This window comes from Bacteroides fluxus YIT 12057, assembly GCF_000195635.1.
GTDB classification, from domain to species: domain Bacteria; phylum Bacteroidota; class Bacteroidia; order Bacteroidales; family Bacteroidaceae; genus Bacteroides; species Bacteroides fluxus.
This window is the reverse complement of the sequence record NZ_GL882694.1, coordinates 23,370-43,879: the sequence shown is the minus strand read 5'-3', so window position 1 is coordinate 43,879 and position 20,510 is coordinate 23,370. Positions and strand designations below refer to the sequence as shown.

The window sequence follows — 20,510 nt, the reverse complement described above, 5'->3', positions numbered from 1 at the left end:
AAAATCTAATTAAAACTTAATCGGAATGAAAAAACATTCTAAAAAGCTATTCTCGCTTTGTTTTGCCGCCATGGCACTATCAGGAATCACCAATCCTGCATTTGCCAATCCGGCCGACAACGAAGACAGAGAAATGACAATGGTACAACAACAGAAAAAAAGTCGTACAGTAACAGGTACCATTACCGATGCAGTGGACGGCTCCCCACTCATCGGAGTAAACATCAGAGTAGAAAGTACCAACAGCGGAGTTATTTCAGACATCGACGGTAACTACTCTATTACAGTGAACGGAAACAAAGATGTGCTGGTACTTTCTTACATAGGCTACAAAACCCGTAAAGTACCGGTAGAAGATTTAGGTGTCATCAACATCAAAATGACATCAGACAACGAATTACTGGATGAAGTGGTAATCGTAGGGTCGGGTACACAGAAAAAGGTCAGCGTAACCGGCGCCATCACCTCCGTAAAAGGAGCGAGCTTGAAAACACCGAGTTCATCACTGACCAACGCACTGGCAGGACAGTTGGCCGGTGTCATGGTAAGCACTACCAGCGGTGAGCCCGGCAGCGCTTCTGACTTCTACATCCGTGGTATCTCCACCTTCGGAGGCCGTGCCACTCCATTGATTTTGCTGGATGAAGTGGAGATTTCGGCAAACGACTTGAACAATGTTCCCGCAGAAACCATTGAGTCATTCTCCATATTGAAGGATGCATCGGCAACTGCCATCTATGGAGCCCGGGGCGCCAACGGCGTAATGCTGATCACGACCAAAAAAGGCGCGGAAAACACAAAAACCAAAATCAACGTAACGCTGGAGAACGCTTTCTTCTCCCCCATGAATTTTCCCGAATTCGTAGATGGAGCCACATGGATGGAACTCTATAATGAATCCAGCACTACCCGAGGCGGCCAGAAGCGTTACCAACCGGAACAAATCGACGCAACACGCAACCAGACGAATCCTTACCTATATCCGGATGTAGATTGGCGTGACCTCATCTTCAAGGACATGGCCATGAGCCAACGGGCCAATATCAATATTCAAGGCGGTGGTTCAAAAGTGACCTATTACATGAGTTTGAACGTAAACCATGACAGCGGATTGTTGGACAGCCCCCAATTCTACTCGTTCAACAACAACATCAACAACATGGCCTACAACTTCCAGAACAATGTAGAAGTGAAAGTGACGCCGACCACCAAAGTGCGCTTGAATATGAACGCACAGATACGCAACAAGAAAGGTCCTAACTACGCCTCCAGAGATTTGTTCAAGATGACGCTTACTACAAATCCCATCTATTTTCCCGCTACTCTGCCCGCACAGGCAGGAGATGAACACATCCGGTTCGGTAACGCCCGACTGGAAGGAAACTCATTGCGTACCAACCCATACGCATACATGAGTACCTCTTTCAAGCAGAGCGACCTTAACACATTGAACACATCGGTAAGAATAGACCAGGACTTGAAGTTCATTACCAAAGGATTGTCCGTCAATGCACTGATCAATTTCAAAGCGTATTCCGAACAATCGTTCAACCGCTCCATCGACCCGTATTTTTACCAGATTACCAGTTATGACGAAGCGACGGACAGCTATGAAATGGAGCGCCTCGGTACTTCCGGAACAGACTATATCAAAACCTCCGACGTATCCAAATGGAGCGACCGCACCATCATGATGCAGTTCCAGTTGAACTACCAGCGCCAATTCGGCCTGCATAATGTAGGCGGTATGCTGATGTACATGCAACGCGATTTTAAGGAATATGTATTGCCCGAACGCAACCAGGGATTCTCCGGACGTTTCACATACGATTACGGCCAACGTTATCTCGCCGAGTTCAACTTCGGTTATAACGGTACTGAACGTCTTGCCAAGGAAGACCGCTTTGAATTCTTTCCTGCCATGTCATTGGGTTGGGTAATAAGCAATGAAGCCTTCTTTGAACCCCTTCGTGACAAAATAGACAACCTGAAACTCCGTGGTTCATACGGTATAGTAGGTAGCGATGCCCTGAACTATCCGGAGAACTTCGTATATAGAGACCAAGTGACATTGGGACATGGTGACATGTATTGGACTACCGGTGACAATTACAACATCACCAAATGGGGGCCGTTATTGGAAAGATACGCCGTACAAAACGCTTGCTGGGAACGTTCCCGGAAACTGGACTTAGGTCTGGACATCACCCTTTTCCGTAATTGGAACATGATATTCGACTATTTCTACGAAAAACGCTATAACATCCTGATGATGCGTGCCTCCTGGCCCAACTCTTTAGGATTCTCCAATGCAGTTCCTTATGCTCCTGTAGGCAAGATGAAGAACTGGGGATATGAGTTCAGCACTACATACACCCAACAAATCGGCAAAGATTTAAGATTAGACTTCCGCGGCAACTTCACCTACGCGCAAAACGAGTACGAATACAAGGACGAAATCTGGCACGAATATCCTTGGCAAATACAAACCGGACGCCCGGTCAACGCCCAAAAGAGCGGTACACACTATGGTTACGTAGCCGAAGGGCTGTTTACCAGCCAAGAAGAGATAGACAACCATGCTGTACAGGAATTGGGAAGTACCCCGATGGTAGGTGACATCAAATACCGCGACCTCAACGGTGACGGTGTCATTAACCCATACGACCAAGCCTATATTTCCGAATTGGGTTCTCAACCACGCATCCAATACGGTTTTGGTGTAAACGCCACCTACAAACAGTGGGACTTCGGCGTGTTCTTCAACGGCTCTGCCATGTGCAAAATCATGGTCAATGATTTCCATCCCTTCGGTGTAAGTGACTACAATGTATTCCAGTATGTAGCCGACAATCGCTGGACAGAAGAAAACCCGAACCCCAATGCCAAATATCCGAGATTGGGTTTGACCAACAGCGAAACCAACAACAACCGCGTAAATAGTACCTATTGGTTACGCAACGGCAATTTCCTGAGATTGAAACAGCTACAGCTTGGATATAGCTTTAAATACGGACGCATATACGTAACAGGAGACAATCTGGCAGTATTCAGCCCCTTCAAAGAATGGGATCCGGAACTGCAATGGTATGAATACCCGTTACAACGCACCTTTAACATCGGATTACAGTTGAACTTCTAAAAGACCCAAATCATGAAATTAAATAAATCTATCAAATACCTGAGCGGCACATTGCTGCTATCGGCAGGGCTGACGTTGACTTCCTGCGAATTTCTGGACATTGTTCCTCCCGAGCAAGCCGACATGAATGACGCAACCATTACCCCGGATGCAACCGAAGGCTTCCTGTATTCCTGTTATGCCAATATAAAATCTCCGATTGGTTATTATCTTCTGGAAGGGTCGGCAGACGAGTTTGCACTTCCTGAAGTTTGGGGAGGTATTACATTCGACTTCGCCTACGACCGGATAACATCTGCCACCAGCCTGCAAAACTGGAATTACAATTACAAGTACATCGGACAAATACACCTCTTTCTGGAAAATTTGCCTGCCGCCAAAGGGATAACCGAACAGCAACGAAGTGAATGGGAAGCGGAAGCTTACTTCCTGCTAGCTTATTATCATTTCCAGAATCTGCGCCTTTACGGACCGTGCCCTATCACAGACAGCCGCATCCCCCAAGACACTCCGCCTTCCGAGTACAATGGCCGTATGCACTATGACGCTGCCACAAACTGGATTGTAGATATTCTGGACAATAAAGTGATTGATGGCTACAAACTGCCCACCGAGCGTGACATCAACACACGTGGACGCGCCACTCATGCAATAGCCTGCGCACTGAAAGCCAGAGTATTGCTGTATGCCGCCTCACCGCTATGGAACGGTGGTTTCCCTTATAAAGACTGGAAGAACAAAGTAACCAGCTCTTACAATGGCATAGACTACGGTTACGAACTGGTAAGCAAAACTTATGACCCGCAAAAATGGGAACGTGCCCGCGAAGCTTATGAAGAAGCCATCAAGGAAGCTAAAATGGCCGGACACAAGCTGTATGGAACTACTGAAGCCGATCTGAACTTCTACGACACAAAGAAAATCCCGTTGGATAATGTTTACGTCCCCGGAGGTGCAAGCGACGATTTCAAGAAGAGAGTGTTGATGATGCGCCATTTGGTGACCACCCGTTACAATGAAGGAAACACCGAATATGTATGGGGCGTTTCTGACGATGCAGACTGGGTGCCGTACAACTGTATGATGCCCTATCGCGTACTCCAGAAAAACAACGGTGACTGGGTGCAGGGATACAACAGCTACTCTCCTTACCTCAATGCCATGGAAAGCTTCTATACGGCAAAGGGCAAATTCTTGGATAGCAGCGACGAGTTGCTGGAAAAGGCGAATGTGGATGCCGATCGTCCGGATATCACCAAACTGTGTGTAAATCGCGAACCTCGCTTTTATGCCTGGATGGCTTTTGACCAAGGCGATTGGGGAACAATGGTAGCCAATGGCAAACCGGTACGTCTTGAGCTTAAAGCATCAGACAAACACGGTTATAATCCTACCGACCACTATCGTGACCACTGCATCACCGGCTTCCTCGCACAAAAATTCGTCCGTCCCGACCGTATGTGGGATAAGAGCGGCAACGTAAACAATGAACGTTACCAACGCCCGCTGATTCGCATGGCTGAACTTTACTTAAGTCTGGCCGAATGTTACGCCGCCCAGGAGAATACCTCCAAAGCTCTTGAAAACCTGAACAAAGTACACGAACGTGCCGGCCTGCCTGCCATTACCGAAGCCGACATTACCCCGGAACACACGCTGATGGAATGGATACAGCGGGAACGCTACATCGAATTGTACGGCGAAGGCCATCGCTTTTACGATGTACGCCGTTGGATGATTGCCCCGGAAGTTCTCGATGCAGGCGCACGGGAAGGATTGGATGCGGAAACGATTACCAACCCCACTTTTGACCAGTTCAACCGCCGCACCAAAGTCGCCCAGCCTTATAGATGGACGAGCCGTATGTACATTGCTCCTATCCTGGAAAATGAAATCGGCAAAAACACCAATTTGGTACAAGCACCGGGATACTAACATCGTATTTATACAACATTACAATATAAGAAAATGAAAAGACATATATATTTAGCTTCATTGCTCTGCACTCTGATAGCTTTTTCCGGCACATCTTGTGATAATCCGGGAGAGCCACAGTTTGAAAATGATGAATTCACTTCGGTTCTCTATCTAAAAAACAACAATCAAGTAGAAGTGGATTTTTACAACGTAAACGAAGACGTGACTTTCTCTACCGCCATCGGCAAAGGAGGGACCAATCCCGCCATTGCACGGAATGCCTCTCTGGCTGTATTTACGCAGGAAGAACTTGACGCATATAATACAGAGAATGCCACAAATTTCATTATGCTGCCTTCCAATTATTATGAGTTTGATAAAGATTATACGTTTGACGAATCAACCGAAAGCCAGAATGTGAACATTACATTGAAAGCCAGTATCGGCACGCTGGAACAAAACAAGCAATATGTGCTACCCATACGTCTGGAAAGCCCGGAATATTCGATAAAAAAGGATAAAAGTACCCTGATACTGTTGCCCAAAGTATTTACTCCGACTATATCTTTAGGTACAAGCGGCATATTGCCCATTATCAGTTTCTCGATATACGACGACGCTGTCACAACGGCTCAATGTCCGCTTACCCTCAACCTGGATGTCGCCAACAGCAAATGGAACTTTGGAGTAACCTACGAGACAGACAAAGAAATTCTGGAAGCCAAAGTCGCACAAATTGCAGCCGAAAGCGGTGAAAATTACACGTTGCTTCCGGCCGAAAACTATACGCTGCCTGCTACCAGCTTCAATGCGGAAAGCAATAAAGAAGTGAAAATAGACATCGACCGTACAGGTTTGTCTTCCGGGGAATATTTGCTGCCGGTAATTTTAAAGGATGTGACCGGAATGCCGTTTAATGTTTCTTCCGATAAGATCGGTTATGTCCATGTAAGAATCAGCAATAAGATTACACTGAGCATCAATGACCTGTATGCCAACAGCAATGAGAACGACCAGTCGCTTCCGGCCATCATCAATGGATCGGCAGACGATAACGGTTGGCAGTCCATGTGGTATGCTCCCGAGTTGGACAAACCCGCTTGCGACCCCAAATATGGCATCTATATTGACATAAAAGACGTCAGGAACATTTCAAAAATAGCAAGACTGGTATTATCTATCAAGACAACACACAACAACCCGAAACATATTCAATTCTATGCCGGAAATTCCGTGGATGACTTGAGACTGATACATGAGAATGAGAATTGCTATCCGGACAGTGGTTCCAAAAAGACATACGATACCGGGAACCTTGAAACGGGCAATGTGTCGATGATACGTATTGCGCTCATAACCAATACAAATAACATAGACATGAGAACATTGGAGTTCTATTCGGGCAACTATATCCACAATGTAGCTCTTTCGGAAATTGAATTGTACGGTGAATAAGCACTCTTTTCAATAATTGTCACTCAAACAAGGAGGTAGTTCTGCCGGACAGTCCCTCCTTGTTTGAATTTTTGCTAAATCTTCCAAACCATTATCACAATGAGAACATTATATATCCTGTTTTTCTTCATTTGCGTGTTTGCAAACATCTGTTGCTCCGAGGGAAGCAATAACCAACCTATACTACCGGACGAAGAAGAGCCTACCCCGCCACCCAGCGAATTCAACCCGGATAACGTGGGACTAGAATATGACGACGGAACCAACATTGCTTTCCACATCAAAATAGCAATCGACAAAGAAGGGTTTGATATGAGGGATATGGACTTCTTCAAGTCCAGACTAAAGACACAATGGGAAGCCATCAATGAACGTTTCATGAAACTGGACAAGAAAAACGTATTGAAGCGTAACTATATATTTATCCCCGACCTTGAAGATATAATCATCTTTGAAGGCGACCATTGGGAAGTGCCGAAGAATTATGCCAATCGCATAGACAAAAACAAATATCAATGTATAGTTGCCTATGACTTCGTGATACAAGAAGGAGAAGGCGGCGGCGGTTGTAGCGATGATGGTTACGGCATGTCCAATATCCTCGTGGTAAATCCCGGCATTGAACCGGGCAAGTTCTTCAACCATTTGGATGAGACAACCAGCACCGTCGCAGCCATTGTACATGAATTCGGCCACTTCCGAGGCATTATCGACCTATATCCTTTTGCCATCAAAGCTTCAGACAACCCGGTCAGCGGACAATCTTTCAGCCCGATTGCCGGCATCATGAACAATCCTTACCCCGCCATCAAAGACTGTGAATGGAGCGAGTATGAATTAAGATGCCTCAACGTAAACGGCGCAAGAAAGGAATACCGTCTATACGATACTTGCTTGTGGGAGACCTTCACCGACTTCATAGAATTCACCATCACGGAAAATGGTGAGCCCGTAGAAGGTTATACACTGAACTTCTATAAAACGGAAAGTTATAAAGTAACCAAGCAGATAGCACATACCATGAGCGCCGACGGAAACAAAGTACGCAAAGACGCCAAAGCGCTGTTTTGGTACGGCAAAGCCTTATGGCAATATTACGGCATGTTTTTGGTAGAAGCCATCAATACCAAGACCGGAAACAAAGGGTATTGCTTCTTGCCTATTTATGAGCCACATACACAAGGCCTTATCGACAAAGTAGAAAACAAGATTACAGATAAGTCTTTCTACAAAAAGACTATTGATATTCAACCCCAAAAGCAATAAACATACTGAGAATAAAACAAGTTTCTTTTATAGGCACGGATTTTCTTATTAATTTCCGTGCCTGATTTACAACAGACAGTATTTATTCATTCTCCCACTTATCTACCACAACTTCCTTTCCCCCTTTCACATGCCGGCCCAAGCCAAACAAACCGGGCAAATGCAAATCTCCCATACTATTTTCTGACGCAAAGCTAAGGCTGTAAACGAAATAATCACTACTTTTGCACATTCAATTGAACCAACTTATTATCTCATGAGTAATCAACGATACATGATGCGCGGTGTCAGTGCATCGAAAGAAGATGTGCACAACGCCATCAAGAACATCGACAAAGGAATTTTCCCGCAGGCTTTCTGCAAAATCATCCCTGACATTTTGGGCGGTGACCCGGAGTATTGTAATATTATGCATGCCGACGGTGCAGGCACCAAGTCCAGCTTGGCATACATGTACTGGAAGGAAACCGGTGACCTCGGTGTATGGAAAGGTATTGCACAAGATGCACTGATCATGAACATCGACGACTTACTCTGTGTCGGTGCAGTAGATAATATCCTTGTATCTTCCACCATCGGACGCAACAAGCTGCTCATTCCCGGTGAAGTAATCTCCGCCATCATCAACGGTACGGACGAACTGCTTGCCGAACTCCGTGAAATGGGCGTAGGCGTTTATGCCACCGGAGGCGAAACCGCCGATGTGGGTGACCTTGTACGCACCATTATCGTGGATTCCACCGTAACTTGCCGCATGAAGCGTTCGGACGTCATCAACAATGCCAATATCCATCCGGGAGACGTCATCGTAGGTTTGGCTTCCTACGGACAAGCTACCTACGAGAAAGAATACAACGGCGGTATGGGCAGCAATGGCCTGACCAGTGCGCGCCACGACGTGTTCGCCAAATATCTGGCGGAAAACTATCCCGAAAGTTATGACAAGGCAGTGCCTGAAGAGTTGGTTTACAGCGGTAAGCTGAAACTGACAGATGCCGTTGAAGGCAGTCCGCTGAATGCAGGCAAGCTGGTACTCTCTCCCACTCGTACGTATGCACCGGTAGTAAAGAAGCTGCTCGATGCGCTCCGTCCCGAAATTCACGGTATGGTTCATTGCTCGGGTGGTGCACAAACGAAAGTACTGCATTTCATTGGTGATAATTGCCGCGTCATCAAAGACAATCTCTTCCCCGTTCCACCGTTATTCAAGACCATCAAGGAACAGAGCGATACGGACTGGAGCGAGATGTACAAGGTGTTCAACATGGGACACCGTCTGGAAGTGTACCTTTCTCCCGAACATGCGGAAGAGGTGATTGCCATCTCGAAGAGTTTCAATATCGACGCACAGATTGTAGGACGTATTGAGGAAAGCAATCAGAAAGAACTGATTATCAAGAGTGAATTCGGAGAATTCAGATACTAAATATATGGCAGATAACAATACCATACTTGAGAAACTGGAAGGCCTCGTAGCCCGCTTCGAAGAAGTTTCGACGCTGATAACAGACCCAGCAGTGATTGCCGACCAGAAGCGTTACGTCAAGCTCACCAAGGAATACAAGGAACTGGGCGACTTGATGAATGCCCGCAAAGAATACATGCAAATACTTTCCGGTATCGAGGAAGCGAAGGAAATCATGGCCAATGAAACCGATCCGGAGATGCGCGAAATGGCACGCGAAGAGCTTGATACCTGCCAAAGTCGCCAGCCGGAACTGGAAGAGCAGATAAAGTTGCTGCTAGTCCCCGCCGACCCGCAGGACAGCCGCAATGCCATCCTCGAAATCCGTGGTGGTACGGGGGGGGATGAAGCTGCCATCTTTGCGGGTGACCTGTTCCGCATGTACACCAAATATTGCGAAACGAAAGGATGGAGAATGGAAATATCCAGCGCCAACGAAGGTAGTGCAGGCGGATTCAAAGAAATCGTTTGCAGCATAACAGGCGATGGTGTTTACGGTACCATGAAATACGAATCGGGTGTGCACCGCGTGCAACGCGTACCCGCCACCGAGACACAAGGGCGTGTACATACCTCCGCTGCCAGTGTAGCCGTACTTCCCGAAGCCGAGGAATTCGATGTTGTCATCAACGAAGGTGAAATCAAATGGGATACCTTCCGAAGCGGCGGTGCCGGTGGTCAGAACGTAAATAAGGTGGAATCCGGTGTACGCTTACGCTATAATTGGAAGAATCCCAATACAGGCGTAGTAGAAGAAATCCTGATAGAATGTACCGAAACCCGCGACCAGCCCAAGAATAAGGAACGTGCCCTCTCCCGTCTGCGTACCTTTATCTACGACAAGGAGCACCAGAAATACATCGACGATATCGCTTCCAAACGTAAAACGATGGTTTCCACCGGTGACCGTTCAGCCAAGATCCGTACTTACAATTATCCGCAGGGACGCATCACCGACCACCGCATCAATTATACCATCTACAACCTCGCCGCTTTTATGGACGGAGACATCCAAGATTGCATCGACCATCTGATTGTAGCCGAGAATGCAGAAAGATTAAAGGAAAGTGAATTGTAAATCAAAAAGCATATATAGAGATGACAAAGCAAGAATTATTTGAAAATATCAAGCGCAAAAAATCATTCCTTTGCGTAGGTCTTGATACCGACATCAAGAAAATCCCCGAACATCTGCTGAAAGAAGAAGATCCTATCTTCGCCTTCAACAAAGCCATCATTGACGCAACAGCAGACCTCTGCATCGCTTACAAACCCAATCTGGCTTTCTATGAAAGCATGGGTGTAAAGGGATGGATTGCATTTGAAAAGACAGTTAACTACATCAAGGAAAACTATCCCGACCAGTTCATCATTGCCGATGCCAAGCGTGGTGACATCGGCAATACCTCCGCTATGTATGCCCGTACGTTCTTCGAAGAGCTGAACATTGACTCTGTAACCGTAGCTCCTTACATGGGCGAAGACAGTGTAACTCCGTTCCTCACTTACGAAGGCAAGTGGGTGATCCTGCTTGCGCTGACCAGCAACAAAGGTTCGCATGACTTCCAGCTAACAGAAGATGCCAATGGTGAACGTCTTTTTGAGAAAGTGCTACGCAAATCGCAAGAATGGGCCGGCGACGAACAAATGATGTATGTGGTAGGTGCTACCCAAGGACGTGCCTTCGAAGACATCCGCAAGATTGTCCCCGAACACTTCCTGCTGGTTCCCGGTGTAGGCGCACAAGGCGGTTCGCTGGAAGAGGTTTGCAAATACGGCATGAACAAGACTTGCGGGCTGATTGTCAATTCCAGCCGCGGCATCATCTACGTAGATAAGACCGAGAATTTCGCTGCCGCTTCACGGAAAGCCGCACAAGAAGTGCAGGCACAGATGGAGGAACAGTTGAAAGCAATCCTGTAACAATAGCTTTATCCGAACAGTAACCGGACGGAGACCGACAGCATAAAAGCATGCTTGTCAGTCCCCGTCCGATTTGCATTAATACTTTATCAATCTATAAAAGCCGTAAAGGCGACCGCCTCATCTCTCCAAAAGAACAAGAAGCTATCCGCAATGTATTCCGCTCGGCAGAAATTGCCTACGACCCAAAATTCTATCAATATCAGTATAGTCTTGCATGGTTATAACAGGCAAATCAGCACGCACATAATCAGCAAGTTATAACTTTACTTTTTTCTCGTTACCAATACAGTAACGCTTTATGCAGTGACTGTAAACTGATAATAAACTTGTAATGCAAAACAATTTTATACCGAAAGTAATATAACGGACTTGTCGTCAGAATCTTGATTTATAGAACATGCCTGCACGATGTGTTAACGTTATACAAATACACCCTTATAATATAAGGGATACCTCTTGCCGAGTTGTATTTATTACAGAGATTACATATCCCATAATAATAGTTAACCATCATTCTATAATCAGCATATGAAACACAAAATCATTATTTATCTGTTTGTGTTTGTGGCAACAACTCTGTTTGCTCAAGCCGATGTTCTTCCCCCGGAAAAACAAGATACGACAACTGTTGTAACCGATAGCCTTGCCCCCTACCGATACCATGTCCGCCAGATGGCATTTTTTTTGGATGGGCAACCGGTACACTATACTGTAATTTTTGATACAGTGACGGATTCCCCAAGGTCACAATACCGTCAGGTGGATGGTACCGTCTGGCCTTTTGATGCCATCAAGTATTACGGAGAAAAATACAGAAAAGGACTCTTAATTTATGAAAGTGAGGATACCAATGAAAAAATATAGTCTGTTACTTTTGCTTCCGTTTTTTTCCCTGACGGCAGGTGCCCAAGATAATTTTTACCAAATAAATGGCAAAGCTGATACCCGATATAATGGTGCATTAGTAACGCTCTTTACTTTTACGGGTGACTATATCCGTTCGGTAGATTCCACTTATGTGGCAGATGGGCATTTCTCTTTTACAGGTTCTGAGTATCTGTATGAAAAATCGGTGATATCGATGGGGAACTATCCCGACAGCGTTTTTGCTGCGGAATTGTATCTTGAACGGGGACCGATTGAAGTGGAGTTAAAGCAGAAACCGGTGGTTCGTTCTCCCTATATAACAGACTACAGACTGTATGCTGATTCTTGCAGAAAGATTGAGCGTGCCTATGCTATCGAAGGGCAATCACAGGCCTTCTATGACGAAGGTAATGACCGTCTGCTCTCCTACAAATATCAATTCAAAAAGAAGTATATTCAAAATGGAATAGGCAGGTCTCTTCTCGTCAATGAGATACTGTATGCCTCAGACCCTTATTTCTATAAGCTGTATGAATTGCTGCCGGAAAGAGAGAAACAGCGATATGATGTACAAGAAAGCTACAAAGAACGAGTAAGGAAAGATAAGCAGGTTCAGCAGGAAAACAAACCGTTTCCTGACTTGACTTTAACAAATAGTACCGGGGAAAAACAGAGAATTTCTGATTATGCGGGTAAATCCGAACTTCTATATTTAGATTTTTGGGCGAGTTGGTGTGGTCCTTGCATGAGCCAAAAACCTCATATAAAAGAATTGTATGAAAAATATAAAGACGATGGATTTAAGATACTTGGCATCTCTCTGGATACAGATACGAAGAGATGGTTGGCTGCAATAGAAAAGACAGGAAGCGTGTGGCCCGAACTGTGTGCTGCAAGCAAAGAGTGCGAAGCGGAGATTCGTGAGTCATATAATATTGTAGGAATCCCTTATGGAGTTTTGATTGATCAATCCGGCAAAGTGATAAAGGCTAATTGCGGTCACTGGCAAATACTTAAGTGGATATTGGAAGAATACTATAAGAAATAGATGTTAACTCTATAGCCATTGCTAAGTCGTAGGACAATGGTCAATAAATTAGCTACTTATTGAAAGCAATCTACGGTAAACTATAAATTGAATTAGTATGAGAAATTTAAGAAAACCGGAATTGAGTCCCCTTGAAAAGTATATTAAAAAGAGAAGCACTAAAACAGTTTTTCCATATTCCATTACAAACATAGATGTTGAAATAAAAAAATATTTATTTGTATTAGGCTTGCTTCTGTTTTCACCGTCCATTTACTCTCAAGTATCTACATTTCATGTTAAAGGGAAGGTAAATCCTGAATATAATGATAATTTAGTAACACTTTCTACTTTTATAGGTGATTCCATTCGTTCCATAGACTCTACCTATGTGGTAGATGGACAATTCTCCTTTGAAGGTCCGGAATATCTGTATGAGCAATCCTTAATTTCGATGCAATATGCCCCGGATAGCACTTTTGCAATCAAGTTTTTTCTTGAAAAAGGTCCGATTGAAGTGGAACTGAACCGGAAACCGAGCATTCATTCTCCTTTCATGACAACTTATCGGCAATATCGTGATTCTTGCAAGAACATTCCTAAAACATTTAGTATTGAGGGACAGACGGAAGATTTTTATAAAGCCGGTTGGGAAAGATTCTTTGCCTTTAAATATCAGTTTAAGAAGAGATACATTCATAATGGCATAGGAAGAACTCTTTTTCTCGCTGACGCACATTATCGTGATGACCCTTATTTCTATAAACTGTATGAATTGCTGCCGGACAGTGAGAAGGAACGAAATGACATCAAAGAGGCTTATCAATTTCGAAAAGACCGGGATGCACAGAATTCATTAGTCAATAAACCCTTTATCGACTTTACTTTGAAAAATGTCGCTGATGAAGAAAAAAGAATATCCGACTATGTAGGCAAGTCCCAATTACTGTTTCTTGACTTTTGGGCAAGCTGGTGCGGACCCTGCATCGCTCAAGAGCCCCGCATAAAGGAACTGTACGAAAAATATAAATCGGATGGATTTGAAGTGCTCGGTATTTCTTTGGATACGGATAAGGAGAGATGGCTGAACGCTATAAAGAATAAAGGCATCACTTGGCCCGAGCTTTATGTGGGAGATCAGGAACGTGTAAAAGAACTTAGAAAACTATATTGCATAGTAGGTATTCCTCTTGGCATCTTAATAGATAAATCAGGGAAAATAGTATCCGTAATTACGGCACAATGGCAACATCTTAAGTGGGTTTTGGAAGAATACTATAAGAAATAGACCTTGATTCTATAGTCATTGTTAAGTCGTAGGGCAATGGTCGATAAATTAGCTACTCATTGAAAGCAATCTACGGTAAACTATAAATTGAATTAGTATGAGAAATTTAGGAAAACTGAAATTGGGTTCCCTTGAAAAGTATATTAAAAAGAGAAGCACTAAAACAGCTTTTCCATATTCCATCACAAACATAGATATTGAAATAAAAAAATGTTTATTTGTATTAGGATTGCTTCTGTTTTCACCGTCCATTTACTCTCAAGTATCTACATTTCATGTTAAAGGGAAGGTAAATCCTGAATATAATGATAATTTAGTAACACTTTCTACTTTTATAGGTGATTCCATTCGTTCCATAGACTCTACCTATGTGGTAGATGGACAATTCTCTTTTGAAGGTACGGAATATCTGTATGAAGCATCTGAAATATCTATGAGATATGCCGCTGACAGTGTTTTTGCAATAAAATTCTTTCTTGAGCGAGGTCCTATAAAAGTAGAGTTAAAGAAGAAATCGAGAGTGATTTCTCCTTATACAACTGACTACCAACAGTATCTTGATTCTTGTCGCAAACTTTGGGATGTCTGCACCACAAAAGGAAAAACTGCCGCATTTTATGAAAAAGGATGGAAGGACTTTTTCACATACAAATTTCTGTATAAAAAGAAGTATATTCACAATGGGATAGGAAGATCTCTTTTTCTTGATGACGCTCACTATATGAACGACCCCTATTTCTATACATTATATGATTTATTGCCAGAAAATGACAAGTTGCGATATGATGTACAAGATGCTTATAACTCTCGAAAATATCAAGATATGCAGGAACAATTAGTTGGCAAATTATTTATAGATTTTACATTAAAAAACAGAAATGATAAAGAAGTGAAAATTTCGGATTATATAGGTAAATCTCAACTTCTATACCTGGATTTCTGGGCTAGCTGGTGTGGCCCTTGTTTGGCACAAGAAACTCATATTAAAGAATTATATGAGAGATATAAAGCAAACGGTTTCGATATTTTAGGAATTTCCTTTGATACTTCTAAAGAAAGTTGGTCAAAAGCTTTAGATAAAAAAGGGGTAATTTGGCCTGAACTGTATGTAGGCAATCAGGAACGCGTGAAAGAACTTTATAAGTTGTATTGTATAACCGGCATTCCTCATGGTGTTATTATAGATAAGACAGGCAAAATAGTGTATAACATTGTAGCACAATGGCAACAACTCAAGTGGGTTTTGGAAGAATACTATAAAAAATGAGAGACAAACATTTCAGCTTTTCGGATCGGATACTACATATACAACAATTCTTACAAGTTATAGTAGGATAAGTCACATTCTTTTCTTGCACAGTTGAGACTATAAAGCGGTATCATGATAAAAGACGACTAAGTACAGTTCCGTACTGTGCAAGGTTAGCGAAACTTTACTGTGGAGAAAGCATCCGCACTCTAAAATATCCGGATTAAATTTTGATGTTCAAGATATGATTCGGATATTTGTGTATTGTTACGGCAGTAGAATTTCTGCCGGACACAAAAGATACAAATCATGAATCAAAGCAAGATTGTAATTTATCAGACCCAAGACGGGAAGACTTCTATTGATGTGAAGTTGGAACAAGATACGGTGTGGCTTACTGCCAATCAAATGAGTCTATTGTTCGACAAAGATGAAAAAACCATCAGAAAGCACATAAATAATATTTTCAAAGAAGGCGAAGTCGATAAAGATAACAACACGCAAAAAATGCGTGTTGTTGGAGTAAAGCAAAATGTAGCTGTCTATACCTTAGATGTTATTATCAGTGTAGGATATCGGGTAAACTCGAAAAGAGCTACATTTTTTCGCAGATGGGCTACAAATATATTAAAGGAATACTTGATTCGCGGTATAGCCATCAACGACAACCGCTTGAAGCAACTAGGCGAAACCATCAGAATACTGAAACGCTCCACCGACCAGCTGGACGCCAAACAGGTGCTCGCCGTCGTAGAACAATACACTATGGCACTCGATTTGCTGGACGACTACGACCACCAGTGCATCGGAAAGCCTGAAGGCAACAAAGCAACCTACATATTAAGCTACGAAGAATGCCGGAAAGTAATCAATGACATGAAGTTCAATACCCACAATGACCTCTTCGGAAACGAGAAGGACGATTCGTTTCACAGCAGTATCGGTGCCATCTATCAGACATTCGGCGGAGAAGACGTATATCCTTCCGTAGAAGAAAAGGCAGCCAATTTGCTTTATTTTAATAGAGGAAAAAGAACTTATGACGAGACTGATAATGAACTTTTTAGTCTGAAACGATATACACCTTATTATATATGTCCTACGAACGTAAAATCATCAACGACCCTGTCTTCGGGTTCATAAATATCCCCAAAGGGCTGCTGTATGACATTGTACGGCATCCCCTCCTGCAACGCCTCACCCGTATCAAACAACTGGGATTGTCGTCCGTAGTCTATCCCGGCGCACAGCACACCCGCTTCCAACACTCACTAGGTGCATTCTACCTGATGAGCGAAGCCATCCAACAACTCACTGCTAAAGGCAATTTCATCTTCGACAGCGAAGCGGAAGCCGTACAGGCAGCTATCCTCATGCACGACATCGGACACGGCCCCTTCTCCCATGTACTCGAAGATACCATCGTAAAAGGTGTCTCGCACGAAGATATTTCACTGATGCTGATGGAGCGCATCAACAAAGAAATGAACGGACAACTGACGCTTGCCATCCAAATATTCAAGGACGAATACCCCAAACGCTTCCTGCACCAATTGGTAAGCGGGCAACTGGATATGGACCGTCTTGATTACTTGCGTCGTGACAGTTTCTATACAGGAGTGAGCGAAGGAAATATCGGCTCGGCACGCATCATCAAGATGCTCGATGTAAAAGACGATCACCTGGTGGTAGAGTCCAAAGGCATCTACTCCATTGAGAATTTTCTTACCGCCCGCCGCTTGATGTATTGGCAGGTGTATTTGCATAAGACCTCCGTTGCCTACGAAAAGATGCTTATCAGCGCCTTGCTGCGCGCCAAGGAGTTGGCAAGCCAAGGAAGGGATCTCTTTGCCTCACCCGCATTGAAGTTCTTTCTTTATAACAATATCAGTCCGGAAACATTTTATAATAACCCCGAATGCCTGGAAAACTTCATCCAACTGGACGACAACGATATATGGACTGCCCTGAAAGTTTGGAGCAGCCATCCGGACAAGGTTCTATCTACATTGAGCACGGGCATGATAAACCGCAATATCTTTAAAGTGGAGATTTCTACGGAACCTTTTGGCGAGGAAAGGAAAAAAGAACTGATTTTGCAAATCAGTGGGCAACTGGACATTCCTCTCTCCGAGGCGAGTTATTTCATCTCCACCCCCAGCATCGAGAAGAATATGTATGACGCGGCAGATGACAGCATTGATATCCTTTACAATGACGGCACAACCCAAAACATAGCCGAAGCATCGGATATGCTCAACATCTCCCTCTTGTCTAAGAAGGTAAAAAAATACTACTTGTGCTACCAACGTTTGCATAGGTAAGTATAAAATATTCACCTTAGGATAAGGAAATATAAAAAAAAAGTCCGTTATTTGTATTTTGAAACCATCTAACAATAATAAGACATGGAGTTCTCTGCTAAACAAATTGCAACATTTATCCAAGGAGAAATTGTTGGAGACGAGAATGCTACCGTCCATACCTTTGCGAAAATCGAAGAAGGAATACCGGGAGCCATCTCTTTCCTATCCAACCCCAAATATACCCCCTACATATACGAAACCCAATCAAGCATTGTCTTGGTAAACAAGGACTTTGTACCCGAGCAAGAGATAAAAGCTACTTTGATAAAAGTGGACAATGCGTATGAAAGTCTTGCCAAATTGCTAAATCTTTACGAGCAAAGCAAGCCCAAACGTGTAGGAATTGATCCGCTGGCTTTTGTTGCCGAGACAGCTAAAATAGGCAAGGATGTTTACATTGCACCTTTTGCATACGTGGGTGAACATGCAGAGGTGGGAGACAATACCGTCATTCATCCACATGTCACTATCGGTAGCGGCGCCAAAGTGGGCAGTGACTGTATCATTTATGCCAACGCCACCATTTACCACGATTGCCGTGTGGGCAACCATTGCATTTTGCATGCAGGAAGCGTGATTGGCGCAGACGGTTTCGGCTTTGCTCCCACCCCTCAAGGTTACGAGAAGATTCCCCAAATCGGTATCGTTATATTGGAAGACAATGTGGAAATAGGGGCAAACACTTGTGTAGATCGCGCCACCATGGGAGCGACCATCGTCCACAGCGGTGTAAAGCTGGATAATCTGGTGCAGGTTGCCCACAATGACGAAATCGGTTCGCACACGGTAATGGCGGCACAGGTAGGCATTGCAGGTTCCACCAAGGTAGGCGAATGGTGTATGTTCGGCGGCCAGGTAGGCATTGCAGGACATATTCATATAGGTGACAAGGTGAACCTCGGCGCACAGTCCGGTGTACCCGGCAGTCTGAAAGAGGGCAGCCGGCTGATAGGTACGCCCCCCATGGAGATGAAGCCCTATTTCAAGTCAGCATCGGTTTATCGCAAGCTGCCGGATATGTACTTTGAGTTGAATGCCCTCCGCAAAGAATTAAACGAACTTAAACAACAATTAAATAAGTAACCAATGTTGAAACAAAAGACTCTAAAAGATAGCTTTTCACTCAGTGGAAAAGGTCTTCATACGGGACTTGACCTGACCGTTACTTTCAATCCTGCTCCGGACAATCACGGATACAAAATCCAACGCATTGACTTGGAAGGGCAACCCCTCATCGATGCAGTAGCGGATAATGTAGCCGAAACCACCCGCGGCACCGTAATCTCCAAGAACGGCGTAAAGGTCAGTACCATAGAGCATGGTATGGCAGCCCTCTATGCATTGGGCATAGACAACTGCCTGATACAGGTCAACGGTCCGGAATTTCCAATCTTGGACGGAAGCGCCCAATATTATGTCAACGAAATAGAACGGGTAGGCACTGTAGAGCAGAACGCCGTAAAGGATTTCTATATCATCAAGTCTAAAATAGAGTTCCGTGATGAAACAACCGGTTCTTCCATCATCGTTTTGCCGGATGAGAACTTCAGCCTGAACGTGCTGGTCTCTTACGATTCTTCCATCATCCCCAACCAGTTCGCAACACTGGAGGACATGAAGAAATTCAAAGACGAAATAGCAGCCAGCCGTACGTTCGTGTTTGTACGCGAAATTGAACCGTTGCTACAGGCCGGTCTCATCAAGGGAGGTGACCTGGACAACGCCATCGTAATCTACGAACGCGAAATGTCACAGGAAAACTATGACAAACTGGCGGATGTAATGGGAGTTCCCCACATGGATGCCAAACAGTTGGGATACATCAACCACAAGCCGTTGGTATGGCCCAATGAATGCGCACGCCACAAATTGCTTGACGTTATCGGTGACCTGGCCTTGATAGGCAAGCCCATCAAAGGCCGCATCATCGCCACCCGTCCGGGACACACCATCAACAATAAATTCGCACGCCAGATGCGTAAGGAGATCCGCCTGCATGAAATACAGGCGCCTACATACGACTGCAACCGCGAACCGATTATGGACGTAAACCGCATCCGCGAACTTCTGCCCCACCGTTATCCTTTCCAGTTGGTGGACAAGGTCATCGAAATCGGCGCCAACTATATTGTAGGTGTAAAGAATGTAACAGGCAACGAGCCTTTCTTCCAAGGACACTTCCCGCAGGAACCCGTAATGCCGGGCGTATTGCAGGTAGAGGCCATGGCGCAGACGGGCGGATTGCTTGTACTGAACTCCGTGGACGAACCGGAACGCTATTCCACTTACTTCATGAAGATTGACGGCGTGAAGTTCCGCCAGAAAGTGGTACCGGGCGACACGCTGATTTTCCGCGTAGAACTGATGGCTCCCATACGCCGTGGAATATCTACGATGAAAGGTTATGTCTTCGTCGGCGAAAAGGTTGTTTGCGAGGCAGAATTCATGGCACAAATAGTAAAGAACAAGTAAATCAATTGTGAATTATGAATTTTAAATTATGAATGCCGTTTAATCATTTGTAGTTCACAATTCATAATTC

16 protein-coding genes are annotated in these 20,510 nt (G+C 44.3%); all 16 read left to right on the top strand.

Going from position 1 to position 20,510, the window contains the following annotated elements; translation table 11 throughout:
• The first annotated feature begins 25 nt into the window (after nucleotides 1-25).
• The 16 genes from HMPREF9446_RS16985 to HMPREF9446_RS16915 all read left to right on the top strand — a co-directional run bounded on the left by HMPREF9446_RS16985 (nucleotide 26) and on the right by HMPREF9446_RS16915 (nucleotide 20,440).
• The gene (locus tag HMPREF9446_RS16985; protein ID WP_009126967.1) at nucleotides 26-3,142 is read left to right on the top strand and encodes a SusC/RagA family TonB-linked outer membrane protein; all 3,117 of its coding nucleotides are present in this window, start codon (nucleotides 26-28) and stop codon (nucleotides 3,140-3,142) included.
• Nucleotides 3,143-3,154: 12 nt separating this feature from the next.
• A complete protein-coding gene (locus tag HMPREF9446_RS16980; protein WP_009126966.1) occupies nucleotides 3,155-5,077 on the top strand; it encodes a RagB/SusD family nutrient uptake outer membrane protein in 1,923 nt (640 codons plus the stop codon).
• Nucleotides 5,078-5,110: 33 nt separating this feature from the next.
• Nucleotides 5,111-6,514, top strand: a complete 1,404-nt coding sequence (locus HMPREF9446_RS16975) for a DUF1735 domain-containing protein (protein ID WP_009126965.1) — start codon at nucleotides 5,111-5,113, stop codon at nucleotides 6,512-6,514.
• A gap of 99 nt (nucleotides 6,515-6,613) precedes the next feature.
• Nucleotides 6,614-7,780 (top strand): hypothetical protein, encoded by a 1,167-nt coding sequence (locus HMPREF9446_RS16970; RefSeq protein WP_009126964.1) that lies wholly within the window; start codon nucleotides 6,614-6,616, stop codon nucleotides 7,778-7,780.
• A gap of 256 nt (nucleotides 7,781-8,036) precedes the next feature.
• Nucleotides 8,037-9,206 (top strand): AIR synthase-related protein, encoded by a 1,170-nt coding sequence (locus HMPREF9446_RS16965; RefSeq protein ID WP_039969893.1) that lies wholly within the window; start codon nucleotides 8,037-8,039, stop codon nucleotides 9,204-9,206.
• A 4-nt stretch (nucleotides 9,207-9,210) separates the two neighbouring features.
• Nucleotides 9,211-10,323, top strand: coding sequence for a peptide chain release factor 1 (gene prfA / locus HMPREF9446_RS16960; protein WP_009126961.1), 1,113 nt, complete (start codon nucleotides 9,211-9,213; stop codon nucleotides 10,321-10,323).
• A gap of 20 nt (nucleotides 10,324-10,343) precedes the next feature.
• Nucleotides 10,344-11,168 carry an orotidine-5'-phosphate decarboxylase gene (gene pyrF, locus HMPREF9446_RS16955; protein WP_009126960.1) on the top strand — a complete coding sequence of 275 codons (825 nt, stop codon included), beginning with the start codon at nucleotides 10,344-10,346 and terminating at the stop codon, nucleotides 11,166-11,168.
• 50 nt (nucleotides 11,169-11,218) lie between these two features.
• Complete coding sequence (locus HMPREF9446_RS19495; RefSeq protein ID WP_009126959.1) at nucleotides 11,219-11,395, top strand: DUF6078 family protein; 177 nt, start codon at nucleotides 11,219-11,221, stop codon at nucleotides 11,393-11,395.
• A gap of 304 nt (nucleotides 11,396-11,699) precedes the next feature.
• Complete coding sequence (locus HMPREF9446_RS16950) at nucleotides 11,700-12,035, top strand: hypothetical protein (RefSeq protein ID WP_009126958.1); 336 nt, start codon at nucleotides 11,700-11,702, stop codon at nucleotides 12,033-12,035.
• Nucleotides 12,022-13,086, top strand: a complete 1,065-nt coding sequence (locus tag HMPREF9446_RS16945; RefSeq protein WP_009126957.1) for a TlpA disulfide reductase family protein — start codon at nucleotides 12,022-12,024, stop codon at nucleotides 13,084-13,086. The genes HMPREF9446_RS16950 and HMPREF9446_RS16945 overlap by 14 nt, the downstream gene beginning before the upstream one ends.
• Nucleotides 13,087-13,183: 97 nt before the next feature.
• A complete protein-coding gene (locus HMPREF9446_RS16940) occupies nucleotides 13,184-14,353 on the top strand; it encodes a TlpA disulfide reductase family protein (RefSeq protein ID WP_009126956.1) in 1,170 nt (389 codons plus the stop codon).
• Between the two features lie 97 nt (nucleotides 14,354-14,450).
• Nucleotides 14,451-15,620 carry a TlpA disulfide reductase family protein gene (locus HMPREF9446_RS16935; protein WP_009126955.1) on the top strand — a complete coding sequence of 390 codons (1,170 nt, stop codon included), beginning with the start codon at nucleotides 14,451-14,453 and terminating at the stop codon, nucleotides 15,618-15,620.
• Nucleotides 15,621-15,911: 291 nt separating this feature from the next.
• Complete coding sequence (gene rhuM, locus HMPREF9446_RS16930) at nucleotides 15,912-16,745, top strand: RhuM family protein (RefSeq protein WP_009126954.1); 834 nt, start codon at nucleotides 15,912-15,914, stop codon at nucleotides 16,743-16,745.
• Nucleotides 16,697-17,926 carry an HD domain-containing protein gene (locus tag HMPREF9446_RS16925; RefSeq protein ID WP_009126953.1) on the top strand — a complete coding sequence of 410 codons (1,230 nt, stop codon included), beginning with the start codon at nucleotides 16,697-16,699 and terminating at the stop codon, nucleotides 17,924-17,926. The genes rhuM and HMPREF9446_RS16925 overlap by 49 nt, the downstream gene beginning before the upstream one ends.
• A gap of 84 nt (nucleotides 17,927-18,010) precedes the next feature.
• On the top strand, nucleotides 18,011-19,051 hold the full coding sequence (gene lpxD, locus HMPREF9446_RS16920) for a UDP-3-O-(3-hydroxymyristoyl)glucosamine N-acyltransferase (protein ID WP_009126952.1): 1,041 nt from the start codon (nucleotides 18,011-18,013) through the stop codon (nucleotides 19,049-19,051).
• 3 nt (nucleotides 19,052-19,054) lie between these two features.
• The gene (locus HMPREF9446_RS16915) at nucleotides 19,055-20,440 is read left to right on the top strand and encodes a bifunctional UDP-3-O-[3-hydroxymyristoyl] N-acetylglucosamine deacetylase/3-hydroxyacyl-ACP dehydratase (protein WP_009126951.1); all 1,386 of its coding nucleotides are present in this window, start codon (nucleotides 19,055-19,057) and stop codon (nucleotides 20,438-20,440) included.
• Nucleotides 20,441-20,510 lie beyond the last annotated feature (70 nt).